The sequence below is a fragment of the Natronomonas salinimetallica genome (genome assembly GCF_013839515.1).
In the GTDB taxonomy this organism is placed as follows: Archaea; Halobacteriota; Halobacteria; order Halobacteriales; family Haloarculaceae; genus Natronomonas.
This window is the reverse complement of the sequence record NZ_JACDNQ010000016.1, coordinates 66,114-77,943: the sequence shown is the minus strand read 5'-3', so window position 1 is coordinate 77,943 and position 11,830 is coordinate 66,114. Positions and strand designations below refer to the sequence as shown.

Below are 11,830 nucleotides of genomic sequence, written 5' to 3'. Positions count from 1 at the left end.
GATTGTCCGGTCCAATTTCACTTAAATCGTCTGTTTCAACAGCCTATCGACGCGATTCACGCCCGGCGTAAACGCCGGGACTCTCTCGCTGTCTTAGGTAGCACGAGCGCACCGTACCGCCGTCGTCGCGTTCGACGACGGTATCGAAGAGCGGCAACAGCGTATAGAGCGTCCGTTCCTCGACGGCACGGGGGTCCAAATGGAAATGCGACACCGCGTCGGCCGCGGTCAGACGGCGGCCCAGAACGTGTACGAACCGAAACAGCCGCCGGAGTCCCACGTGTTCGGAAAGCGCCGTCAGCGACTGAATACAGACGACGGTCCGGGGGGCGCTGTCCGCCCACCGGGAGAGCTGTCGGCTGATCGCCGCCGCCAGCGAGGTGAGGTCCCGAGGGTCGGAGATCCGGTAGGTGGTCGGCGAGACATCCGATTCCCGGACGTCGGCGGGCGTCGCGGCAGCGGCACCGCCGGGCGCTGGGCCGGGACGATGCTCGCCGGACGAGCCGTGGCCGACGTCGATGACGGCGAATTCGGACGGCCGCGTCCCGATGCCGTCCGTCCAGCGGCGGGACTTGTCCGCCGCCGTCTCCTCGAACGAGACGAGTAACACGTTCTCGTCGCTCGGGGGTGCGACCGTCAGCAGATCGAGGCAGGTGTTCACGTCGTCATCGTGGAGATGCGGCAACAAGACCAGGGCGTTAGCGGGTATCGGGACGCTCCGAGAGGCGTCTTCCCCGACCGGTCCCGAATGCGGTTCGAGGTGCATACCACCGCTTGTGAACCGGGTATAAAAAAGTTGCTGATATATCGAGAGCGAACCCGGTTTCGGTGATCGTGGGAACTCGACGGCATCGTCACGTTCGGACGGTCCGAAACGGCTCAGGGGCGATTCTCCCGCTCCGAAACGGCCCGGGACGACTATTTCGCTCCGGGACGATACGGGAGTCATGACCGTCGTTGCACTCCTGAGCGTGGCACCGGTGATCGAGGATAGCATGGCGAGCGACGTCGCGGCCGCCGTCGAGGCGCTCGACGAGTTCGACGTCTCCTACGAAACGAACCCCATGGGGACGGTGATCGAGGCCGACGACGTCGCGACGCTGTTCGCGGCGGCCGAGGCGGCACACGAGGCCGTCGACGCCGACCGCGTGAGTACGGTCTTGAAAATCGACGACAAGCGGGACCGAGAACAGCGCGCCCGCGAAAAAGTCGACGCCGTCGAACGCGAACTGGGTCGAGACGCAACAAAGCAACGATAGCGCGACCGAGGACAAAGAAAAGGCATATCCCCGACCCCCCGTATCTTCGGGCATGAGCAACCCCCCGGACGAGTACTACACCGACGAGCGGTGGAACAACTGGTTGGACAGGCTCCGTGAGGAGGACATCGATCCCGAAAGCGACGACTCCGCACGGCTGTTCTTTAATCTGTTGGACGACGCCACGATCGCTATCGCGAAGGTCATCGCCGACTACGAGGACGGCGAGATCGACGGCGACACCGCCACCGAGGAACTCGGCCGGATCCGGAAGATCGTCCTCTCGGAAGTCGAGATCGACGACGAGGAGAAGCTGACGCTCGTCGACGGGATCCAGACGTCGCTCGTCTGTGCGTTCTACACCGCCGAGGAGTACATCGTCGGCGGCCCCGCCGCCGAGGGAACCGTCGAGGAACACCTCCGTGCTGCCACCGCGGCCGAAACCGAAGAGGAGGACCTCGATACCGCGCTCGCCCACTGTGTCCAGGCGGGGACGCTCATCGTCGACGGCGAGAAACTCGGCATGGACATCGCCGAGGAGATCGAGTACGGCCTCGTCGCCGACTGGGTCAACGGCCTCGAATCGCTGGGGCGGGCGCTCGCGGACCCCGAAGTCGTCGAAGAAGACGAGTAACCGAAACGCCCGCGGGTATTCGCTTACGACAGCGTTCCGAGTGAACCCAGTTTCCGAACCACTTTTGCGTACACATCGGGCGCACAGTACCACCCCGATTCGAGCATTGCATCCACCGCTTCACGCCCTTCTTCAGCGTCGAAAATGTTCTGCTGGACGTACACTCCAGTTATTTCGACAATCAACGAACTTGCCACCGACAATCATTTATATTACGCCACCGACCACTCGGGCATGACAGGTGTAGGCATCGACGCCGTCGAGATCCGCACGGGAAAACTCAAACTCGATCTCGCGGAGACGTTCGCCGACGAGATGGGCGATGCGCCCGAAAAGTACACGAAAGGGCTGGGGCTGTATGCCAGTTCCTTCCCGGACACCTACGAGGACATCGTCACGATGGGCGCGAACGCCGCCCACCGGCTGATGGAGCGAAAAGGCCTCGACTTGGACGACATCGGTCGGATCGACGTCGCCACGGAGTCGGCGTTCGACCACTCCAAGCCCGTCTCGACGTACATCGGTGGCTGTCTCGAGTCGGTCTTCGAGGGCGACCTCCACCACGCCAACAAGGGCGAGCGGAAGTTCGCCTGCGTGTCGGGAACCCAAAGCGTCGACGACGCGTACAACTGGATCAAGGCGGGGCGAAATCGCGGGCGTGCGGCGCTCGTCATCGCGACCGACACGGCGCTGTACGCCCGCGACGACCCCGGTGAGGCGACCCAGGGCGCGGGGGCGGTCGCGATGTTGATCGACGAGGACCCGGACCTCGTCGAGCTGTCGACGGATCAAGGATACGGCTCCGCGGACGAGACGGACTTCCTGAAGCCCCAACAGCAGTTCCCGAGCGTCGACGGCAAGCGCTCGGTGAAAGTCTATCTGGCCCGAATGCGCGAGGCGCTCATCGATTACGAACGCGTCGGCGGCGACATCCACCCCGATGACTTCCGGCTCGGGCCGTTCCATACCCCCTTCCCCGGAATGGTCCGGAAGGCAGCTGTCCTCGCGTACCGACACATCACGCGCGATACCGAGATCGAGGACGAACTCGCCACCGAGATCGGCCGTCAGCCACGACCCGAGGGCTTCGAGGACGACGAGGCGTACATGGAGGCGCTCTCGGAGTACACCGACGCGCTCAAAGAGACCGAGCGATACCAGTCGTGGTACGACCGGACGATCGATCCCACCCTCGATATCTCCAGACACGTCGGCAACTGGTACACCGGATCGGTCCACGTCGCCCGCATCGCGGGCATCAAAGCGCTCGCCGAAGCCGGCGAGGACGCCGTCGGCGACCGGCTGTTGGTCGGCTCGTATGGCTCCGGTGCACAGGCGGAGATCCACGTCGAGACGATCAAAGACGGATGGCGCGAGGAGATCGATGCGCTCGACATCGACGAGCAACTCGAGGCGCGCTACGATCTCAGCTTCGACGAGTACGAGGACGTCCACGACGCCCACAACTTCGATGAGGAGTCGGCCGTCGAGGAGCTCACCGTACCGGAGTCGGAGTTCGCCTTCGACGGGTGGGGTCGGATGGGCGAGCGGAAGTACCGGTACGTCGAGTAGCGACGCTGTTATAATTCGCCGGCCGCAGCCAACCGCCGGACCGTCCCGGCGCGCTCGTGGATCGTCTCGCGTTCGTCGTCGTCCTTGTCGTCCCAGTGGGAGTAGACGAGTCCCATCCGGTGGTTCGACCGGAGGCGCTCCTCGTTGCGGCCGAGGAAGTCCCAGTACAGCGCGTTGAACGGGCAGGCCCCCTCGCCGGTCGTTTTCGTCTTGTAGTAGGGACATCCCGAGCAGTGGTCGCTCATGCGGTCGATGTAGTTCGCCGAGGCGGCGTAGGGCTTCGTCGAGAGCGAGTCGGTGCCGAACGTCCCCATCCCAACGACGTTCGGCGTCGTCACCCAGTGGTAGGCGTCGACGTAGCCGGCGTGGAACCATTCGTTGAGCCGCCGCGGCTCGACGCCGTACGTCGTCGCGAAGTTCGAAAGTATCATGAGCCGCTGAATGTGGTGGGAGTACCCGCGCGCCCTGACACCCTCGATAGCGTCCTCGAGACACGCCATGTCGGTCTCGCCCGTCCAGAAGAACTCCGGGAGGGGTTCGGTCGCGTCGAGGGCGTTCGCGTCGGCCATTCCCGGTTCGCGACGGTATGCGTGGCGGACGAACTCCCGCCAGCCGAGGACCTGCCGGACGAATCCCTCGACGCTCTCGATGGGCGCGTCGCCGGCCTCGTAGGTGTCGATCGCCGACTCGATCACCTCGGCGGGCCGGAGCAGGCCGAGGTTGAGACTCGACGACAACAGCGCGTGGTTCATCGCCCACTCGTCCTCGAGCATTGCGTCCTGATAGGGCCCGAACGCCCGGAGACGCTCGCCGGTAAACGACGACAGCGCCGACAGCGCCTCCTCACGTGTCACGGGCCAGAAGAACGGATCGGGATCGGCCCAGCCGGTTCCGTAGGGCGGGCCGTCGTCGCCGTCGTCGCCGTACTCCTCCGTGACCCACTCGGCGACTGCCGCGGTCGTTTCGTCGGGGACGAACCGCGGCGGTTCCGGCGGGTCGTAGTCCTCACCGGGGAACCCGCGGTTCTCCTCGTCGAAGTTCCACTCGCCGCCGACCGGGTCCCCGTCGGTTATGAGATATCCGGTCTCGCGGCGCATGTGCCGGTAGAAATCCTCGTGGCGGTACGGCGGGTCGCCGTCGGCCCACTCGTCGAAGTCCGACGGCGAGCAGAGAAACCGGGGATCCCCCCGAAACTCGACGGCACCGCCCCGCGTCTCGACGAGCTCCCGAAGCCGCTCGGTCGCGCCGCGGGCCGACCGTCGAGTTGTGACGACGCGATCCCCCGGGTACGTCCGGAAATGCGCGTCGAACCCCTCGGCGAACGTCCCGACGTTGCGGTACTCGACGGTGTAGCCGTCGGCACGCAACGCATCCCGGAAGTGTCGCATCGCGCTGAAGACGAGCGTCAGTTTGTGCGGATGATACGGCTTTCGCCGAGCGAACTCTCGGGCCTCGATCATGAGAACCCGCGGGTCGGAATCGGGGTCGGCAAGCGGCCCGAACCGGACGAGACAGTCGCCGGAAACGAGTACCGTCATGGTAGTGGGGACGAGCGTGGTGATGGCCCGGTGGTCGCACGTGGGTCGGCCTCCCTCAAAAACCCATACGTCGGACCGGGGAGGATCACAGTAGCGCTCCGCGGAGCGTACGACGGCACGTCTTTGATATGTGACCTGATTCGGTCGGCGAAACGAGCGGTTCGATCGGTGTACCAGACGAACCGATCGGCGAAACGAGCGGTTCGATCGGTGTACCAGACGAACCGATCGGCGAAACGAGCGGTTCGATCGGTGTACCAGACGATTCGACGGACGGACCACCGTGGCTCGACGGCCGTACCACGGTACTCGTGTACGTGCGTCGTGCGCGCCGACCGTGCTGAGGGATTCGGCGTGAGTCGTTGACATGACTCAACGGGTATTTATATATCCGTAACCCGTAGAGAGAGGCTGTATATGAAGGATTTCAGCAGACGTCGATTCGTACTTGGGACGGCCGCTGCCGCTGCGACTGGCGCGCTCGCGGGATGTTCCGGAAACGGTGGCGGAAACGGCAACGGCAACGGCAACGGTAACGGCGAGGGCAACGGTAACGGCGCGGCGGAGGGCCCCGAGGCCCGCGCCAGTAGCTTCTTGGGCGACAACGACGCGAACCTCTATGAGGGCTCCCTCGAGGACATGACCGGCGAGGACGAGGTAACCATCTCCGTCGGTGCCGGCGACAACGGCTTCTCGTTCGACCCGTCGGGCATCACAGTCAGTACCGGGACGAACGTCGTCTGGGAGTGGACCGGCAACGGCGGCGCCCACAACGTCGTCTCCGAGGACGGCAGCGACTACGAGGTCGAAAGCGAGCTGACCGACGAGGAAGGCTACACGATGGAACAGACCATCGACGAAGCCGGTGCCCTCCTGTACGTCTGCGTCCCCCACCGCGCTCAGGGTATGTACGGCGCTGTCGCCGTCGTTGACGAGTAACGAGCCGATCCGGTATCCTCGTATTTTTATTCACTACCCCCTAGCCCCCGCTGTGGAGCGAATCACGGATCGCGTCTCGAACCCGTTCGGCATGCAAGCCCCCGAGGAACCGGCGGTGTACGGCTACGGCGACGCCAACGCGGACTTTCAGGTGATCGGCGCGGACGCCGAAGCCCACGGCGGGGCCGAAACGGGCGTCCCGTTCACCGATTCGGTCGCCGGCGAACGGATCCAGTCCGTTTTGTGCACGGTCGGCTTCGCGGCCGAACCGTACAGTGACGAGCCGGATCTGGAGAACTGTTATCTCTCGTATCTCCGGATTTCGCCCGGCGACCCGGTCGACCTGGAACGGTACGTCGACGCCGAAATTCGGGCGTTGAACGCACACATCCTGCTTCCGGTGGGTGACGACGCGTTGTGGTACGTACTGAGAGAGTTTACGACGCAGGCGCGCTCGCTTCCGGCCGACTCGGCACGCCTGCACGCCTCCGAGGTCCGGGGACGGGGGTTTCTCGTCGTCCCCGTTCGGGAGCCGGCCGACTGGGAACCGGGCGACGAGTCGGCGCTCGTCGAGCGCCTCGAGGCGCTGTTGGACAGCGACTACCGGCAGACGAAAGGCGTCGCGACGCGGATCGGCTGAGACGGATCGTCCTAACGGACGGCACGGGTCGGTATACGACCGTTTTTATCGTTCGGGGTCGGACCGGCGCGCCCAAAACTGGAGCCAGTCCGCCAACGGATTGCCCTCGCCCTCGATACGAACCGTGAGCTCGCCGTTGAAGCGCCACGTCGCCCGCTGTGCCTCCGGCCCGAACGCGAGGGGTACGTCGACTTCGAGCTCGTCGGCGGTCAGCGCGATCGCGTCCTCGCGGTCGATCTCCTCGTTCAACACGTCGGCTATCGCGTCGTTCCAGTTCCGTCGGTTGGGTTCGGATCGTTGTTGTTGCATCTGCGTCTGTGTGCCGTCAGTCGGTGAGGTATTCGTAGGCGGCGTGTGCGTACGGTTCGATCGCCCCGCCGACCGCTCCGGCGATTCCCCCGAGGCGGATCTCGTCGGGAGCGATACCGAGAAGTTCCGAGACCACGCCCGGGGCCGCCTCGGAGCCGGAGACGGCCACGGTTCGCCCCCGGACCCTGGCTTCGACGGTGAGTTCGGCCGCCCCGAGCGCCGTCGGAAGCCGATCGACGAGATCGGTCGGCCGAGCGTCGGCCATCAGGCGGGCGTCGGACAGCGAATCGAACTCGACGAAAAGCCGATCGCCGGTCGACCGTACGTCCGCCGTCGCACCGTCGACCGAAACCGTCAGATCGGTGTCGATACGCAGCGGGGCGGCGGCCTCACTCACGCTCTTCGGTCGTGATCCGGAGTTCGCCGTCGAGACGCCACCGGGCGTGTTCTGCGTCTTCGCCGGTCCCGCTCGGAACCTCGACCTCCATGTCGTCGAAGTCGTAGATGATCTCCGCGCCCCGTCCGGTGAGTCGGTCATAGAGGCTGATAGCGAGATCCGGCCACGTGGTCGTCTCGTCGATCTGTCCTTCGGCTGTCTCGGAGTCTGCCATACCCGGTATATGGCGTCGACCTTGATAGTTGTTTGTCCGATCACACGTTCACTTCGTCGATCCGCTGGTTCACGACGACCTGGCCGTGGGTCGTAAGCGAAATGCCCGAGGGTCCCTCCTCGATCAATCCCTTCTCGCGGAGCGCGTTCATGACGTTGCTCGCGCGGGCAGCGTCCCCGTCGAGGACGTTCGCGAAGTCGACGTCGCCGTCGGTGGCGTAGACGGCGACGAGCAGTTGTTTTTCGGGCTCGTTGAGGTCGATCTCGGCGACCGCCGAGAGCAGCCGTCCGTACTCGATCCGGAGGAACCGCCCGAGGAGGTTCAACAGTCGGGGCGAACTCGGCGCGAGCGACGACATCGTGACCTGGCCGTCGTCGGTGTGTCGGACCAAGAGCGTCGGCCTGCTCGTTCCGTCGGGGGCGCGCTCGGTGCGCTCGAAGTCCACGACGTCCGTCACGTCGATACCGACTGTCCCGGCCTTCGTGGTGAACGCTACGCGTTCGGTCGAAATCGAGAGCTTCGCGGTCCGGACCGGGCGATCCGTTACCCGACCGCCGATCCGGGCCGGGTGTTTGAGCCGTGCTTTTGTCCCGTTGAGCAGACACTTAAACAACACCGTCCGGAACTTCGACATCGTGTCGTCACCCCCTTCGATGAGAACGGTCTCGACGGTATCGTCGTCGGTTCTGTAGCCGACCGTGACGGTCGAATCGAACAGGTCCCGGAGGTCCGCGGGGACGTTCCCGACGACGACGTCGACGACCGTCGAAAGCGGGATCGTGATGTGATCCTCCGCGGCGACGACGAGCCGCTTTCGGCTCATGACGACCCGGGCCGTTTCCGGCTCCTCGCCGATGCCCGCCTTGGGATTTCGGGCGAAGCGGCCGACGAAATCGGCGACAGCGGTTTCCTCCCCGCTCATAGCTCTACGTCGAGGAGGACGCTAATCAGCGATTCGGTCGCGACAGCGGTCAAACACCCGATCCAAATCAGGGCGACGAAATGGAGGAAGGCGTTGCCGTAGTGGCCGCCATCGGCGGTCCGGATCGTCAGCGAGGAGACGACCGCGTTGAACAACAACACGAGAAACAACAGGTACCGAAGCAGCGGGACGTTGTACTGTTCGGTATGGAGGAGTTGCCCGAAATCGACCGCTCCGCTGCCGACGTTGATATCGAAGCCGGCCATGATGACCGCGATCTCGAGACCGGTAAAGAAGGCGAACGCCGAGGCGGCGCTGATACCGTACAACAGCCCGATGAGCGTCACGGTGACCTGCCTGCGCCGCTCTCTAAGCTGGGCGAGTCGGTTCATGTTCCCGCTTATCAACTCCCCGAGTTGCTTCGGGTCCCCGCCCATCTCCCGGCCGATGAGGTACATTTCGCTGAACTTCTGGATCACGTAGGAGTTGGTGTCCTCCGCGAAGTACCGCCAGGCACGCTCGGTGTCGATGCGCATGTTCAGCCGACGGTAGAGATCGTCGAGGTTCGCCGTCAGCGCGCCGAAGTCCTTCTTTCGGAGCGTCCGAAGCACCATCGACGTAGTCGATTGCTTCGCGCTCTCGCTCGACCCGAGCGCCCGTATGAAACTCGGGAACTCCTCGTCGCGTTCGATGATCGCCGTTTCCTGCCGCCGGAAGACCGCCGCGGGAATCAAAAACGGCAGCGTCGGGATCGCCAGATACAGCGGCTGCGGGATCGATCCCATCGGAACGAGCGTCCGAAACGGCTCGACGGCGAACGTACTCGCCAGCATCGAGAGGACGATAAGCAAAAAGAGCGCCACGGCGAGCGCCGAACTCCCGATCAGGCGCTGTTTCGAGCGCGTCCGATATCCCTCCTCCGTGTACCACAGCGGGTCGTAGGGAACGATCGCCCGGATGACGAGAAAGAAGCCGATCTGTACGAAGACGAACATCGCGATGACGGCCGCGACCGTCCACGTCGGGTCCGTCCCCGTCAAAATCGGGAGGACGACGGCAAAAACCAACGCGAACGTCATCGACAGCACCATCGACAGGTAGAGGTCTTTCATCACGTCGAGGTTCTCGAGGGACTGTTCGTAGATCGTACTGTAGTTTTCGATCATGACGCCCTGCTCTTCGAAGAGGAAATCGGACATCTCCTGGCCGGCACCGAGCGTGTAGGCGAGCCGATCGAACAGATCCGTCACGGAGTCACTCGGGACCTGCTTTGCGCGCCGTCGCAGGGCGTCGTCGAGGCTCTGATTCCACGTATCGACGAGCTGGACGACGCGTCTGTTCTCGACCGTGAGTTCGCCGTACTCCTCCTCCATTGCGAGTTTGCGGAACACCTCCATCCGGTCGATGTTCGTCGTCGAGAGGACAGTCATGTGCGTGACCATCAGATGAAACCGGTTTTCCATCCCGATGCGGCGACGGTCGACCGCGAGTTTCGGGTAGGCAACGCCGGTCACGAGGAACACCAACCCGAGTACCGGCAACAACAGCCGAACGAGAAACAGCGTCGGCCAGACGGCCGCGAGAACGACCGTGCCGAAAAACAGGATCGTCGCCGGGAGGAGGACCACGAGGACGTACCGCTTCGAATCCATCTCCATCCGGTCGTAGGCGTCGAGAACCGAGCCGACGAGTTGTGTGGCCTGGGCGGTTCGTTCGGCGGTCCCCATCGCTCAACCACTCCGTGTGACGGTGAACGGCAGGCCCTCGATGCCGTCGCGCTGGAAGTTCGCGATCGCATCGTTGACCTCGTGGTAGCCGAGGATGTCCTCTTGGATCATCCGTTCGATGATGTCCGCTCGGTACTGGAGATCGTCGTAGATCTTTCGGGTGTCCGGGTAGCCGAGCAGCTCGGCAATCTGATCCTCCAGGACGTAGGAGTTGTTCATCCCCTGGAAGACGATCTCGTCCTCGACGGGGTCCCAGTAGAACACCTGTCGGGTGACGACGCCCTCCATCTCCTTTGAGTACCCCTCGATCTCCTGGACGCTCGTCACCCGCCGGAGCACGTCGTCGCCCTGTTTGACGCGGTTTTGGAACAGCGCGACGTCGGCGTTGTCCATGAACGTCTCGGGGACGTTGATCGGTTCGCCGGTGAACCGCTGGATCATCGAGACGATGTCGGATGCGTGAAACGTCAACATGACCGGGTGGCCGGTCTGCGCCGCCTGAAACGCCATCCGGCCCTCCTCGCCGCGGACCTCGCCGACGATGATGTACTCGGGGCGCGAGCGAAGCGCCGCCTCGACGAGGTTGAACATGTCGACGTCCTCGGAGTCCTCGCCGCCGCCCTCGCGGGTGAGCAACTGCTGCCAGGTATCGTGAGGGGGCATCACCTCGGCGGTGTCCTCCGCGGAGTAAATCTTCGAATCACGGGGAATGAACGACATGATGCTGTTCAGCGTCGTCGTCTTCCCCGAGGCCGTCTCGCCGACGACGAAGACGGTCTGTTCGTTCTCCAGACAGAGCCACAAGTACGCCGCGAGTTCGGGCGAGAGCGTCCCCCACTTCGTAATCTGGTTGATCGACAGCGGTACGTCGTCCCCCTGTCGGATGGTGAGACTCGGGCCTTTCAGGCTCACGTCGTCGCTGTAGATGACGTTCAGCCGGGACCCGTCGGGGAGCGTCGAGTCGACGATCGGGTCCGAGTCGCTCAGTGGATCGCCGATCCGTTCGCCGATGTTCCGGAGCCAGTTGTCGAACTCCGCGTCCGTGCCGAAGTCGACCGTCGTCTTCAACATCCCGTAGACGCCGTGGTCGACGTAACACTCACTCGGGCCGATCACGTGGATGTCCTCGTTGGCCGGATCACGCATCACCGGTTCGAGCGGCCCGAGCCCGACGATATCGCGGTTTAGCCGGTAGCGGATGTTCTCGAAGGTGCCGCGGGAGACCTCGTTCGTGTTCGGATCGATCCGGAACCGGATCCGCTCGAGGAGGTCGTCGGGCTCGTCGCCCTCGATCCGCGTCGCCTCCGAGAGGAGTTCCTCGATCCGGTCGCCGTACTCCGACTCGCTTTCGGGTGCCGCCTTCGTGACGCTGCGTCGGAGCAGTTCGTCTTTGATCCCGTCGAAGACGTCCGCCTCCTCGCCCGACAGCGTCGGCTCGATCGCGTAGTACTTCGTGTCCCGACCGACGTCGCCGTAGATGTGACAGTAGATCGGTCCGCCGACGGGGTAGATGACGTTCGGGCGGTTCGTCTCGTACTCCCCGTCGGCCTCGTCGATGAGCAGGGGGAACTCGCCGGTGATCTGTTTGAACTTCCGGAGGTGCTCTTGGAGATGGGGACGGTTCGCGGCGGCCTGTCTGAGTTCGTCGGACGGCTTTGCGGTTCCCAGCTCCGTCATTG

General features: G+C 64.1%; 13 protein-coding genes. 5 read left to right on the top strand and 8 right to left on the bottom strand.

Annotated elements, in window-relative coordinates; genetic code table 11:
• Window positions 1–43 precede the first annotated feature (43 nt).
• On the bottom strand, window positions 44–766 hold the full coding sequence (locus HZR14_RS12345; RefSeq protein ID WP_181693174.1) for a DUF7504 family protein: 723 nt from the start codon (window positions 764–766) through the stop codon (window positions 44–46).
• 181 nt (window positions 767–947) lie between these two features.
• Between HZR14_RS12345 and HZR14_RS12340 the strand changes: the two genes are divergently transcribed.
• The 3 genes from HZR14_RS12340 (at window position 948) to hmgB (ending at window position 3,465) form a co-directional block, all read left to right on the top strand.
• Entirely contained in the window at window positions 948–1,259 is a 312-nt protein-coding gene (locus HZR14_RS12340; protein WP_181693173.1) for an MTH1187 family thiamine-binding protein, read from the top strand.
• 52 nt (window positions 1,260–1,311) lie between these two features.
• Window positions 1,312–1,893 carry a DUF2150 family protein gene (locus HZR14_RS12335; protein WP_181693172.1) on the top strand — a complete coding sequence of 194 codons (582 nt, stop codon included), beginning with the start codon at window positions 1,312–1,314 and terminating at the stop codon, window positions 1,891–1,893.
• A 234-nt stretch (window positions 1,894–2,127) separates the two neighbouring features.
• Window positions 2,128–3,465 (top strand): hydroxymethylglutaryl-CoA synthase, encoded by a 1,338-nt coding sequence (hmgB, locus tag HZR14_RS12325; RefSeq protein ID WP_181693170.1) that lies wholly within the window; start codon window positions 2,128–2,130, stop codon window positions 3,463–3,465.
• An 8-nt stretch (window positions 3,466–3,473) separates the two neighbouring features.
• Here hmgB and HZR14_RS12320 read toward each other — a convergent pair whose 3' ends face one another.
• Window positions 3,474–5,003, bottom strand: a complete 1,530-nt coding sequence (locus tag HZR14_RS12320) for a cryptochrome/photolyase family protein (protein ID WP_181693169.1) — start codon at window positions 5,001–5,003, stop codon at window positions 3,474–3,476.
• Window positions 5,004–5,420: 417 nt separating this feature from the next.
• On the opposite strand from HZR14_RS12320, the gene HZR14_RS12315 reads away from it, so the two are divergent.
• Together HZR14_RS12315 and HZR14_RS12310 are read left to right on the top strand one after the other, a co-directional pair.
• On the top strand, window positions 5,421–5,942 hold the full coding sequence (locus HZR14_RS12315) for a halocyanin domain-containing protein (protein WP_181693168.1): 522 nt from the start codon (window positions 5,421–5,423) through the stop codon (window positions 5,940–5,942).
• 52 nt (window positions 5,943–5,994) lie between these two features.
• On the top strand, window positions 5,995–6,582 hold the full coding sequence (locus HZR14_RS12310) for a uracil-DNA glycosylase (protein ID WP_181693167.1): 588 nt from the start codon (window positions 5,995–5,997) through the stop codon (window positions 6,580–6,582).
• Window positions 6,583–6,627: 45 nt separating this feature from the next.
• Here the strand turns inward: HZR14_RS12310 and HZR14_RS12305 are convergent, their stop codons facing one another.
• From HZR14_RS12305 to flaI, 6 genes are read right to left on the bottom strand one after another with little or no spacing between them, the layout of a single operon-like run.
• Window positions 6,628–6,891, bottom strand: a complete 264-nt coding sequence (locus tag HZR14_RS12305; RefSeq protein ID WP_181693166.1) for a hypothetical protein — start codon at window positions 6,889–6,891, stop codon at window positions 6,628–6,630.
• A 16-nt stretch (window positions 6,892–6,907) separates the two neighbouring features.
• On the bottom strand, window positions 6,908–7,288 hold the full coding sequence (locus HZR14_RS12300; RefSeq protein WP_181693165.1) for a peptide ABC transporter ATP-binding protein: 381 nt from the start codon (window positions 7,286–7,288) through the stop codon (window positions 6,908–6,910).
• Window positions 7,281–7,502, bottom strand: a complete 222-nt coding sequence (locus HZR14_RS12295) for a hypothetical protein (RefSeq protein WP_181693164.1) — start codon at window positions 7,500–7,502, stop codon at window positions 7,281–7,283. Before HZR14_RS12295 ends, HZR14_RS12300 begins: the two co-directional genes overlap by 8 nt.
• A 40-nt stretch (window positions 7,503–7,542) precedes the next feature.
• Window positions 7,543–8,424: a CheF family chemotaxis protein gene (locus tag HZR14_RS12290; protein WP_181693163.1), complete on the bottom strand. Its 882-nt coding sequence runs from the start codon at window positions 8,422–8,424 to the stop codon at window positions 7,543–7,545.
• Entirely contained in the window at window positions 8,421–10,151 is a 1,731-nt protein-coding gene (gene arlJ, locus HZR14_RS12285) for an archaellar assembly protein ArlJ/FlaJ (RefSeq protein ID WP_181693162.1), read from the bottom strand. The genes HZR14_RS12290 and arlJ overlap by 4 nt, the downstream gene beginning before the upstream one ends.
• A 3-nt stretch (window positions 10,152–10,154) precedes the next feature.
• The gene (gene flaI, locus HZR14_RS12280; protein WP_181693161.1) at window positions 10,155–11,828 is read right to left on the bottom strand and encodes an archaellum flagellar ATPase motor FlaI; all 1,674 of its coding nucleotides are present in this window, start codon (window positions 11,826–11,828) and stop codon (window positions 10,155–10,157) included.
• Window positions 11,829–11,830 lie beyond the last annotated feature (2 nt).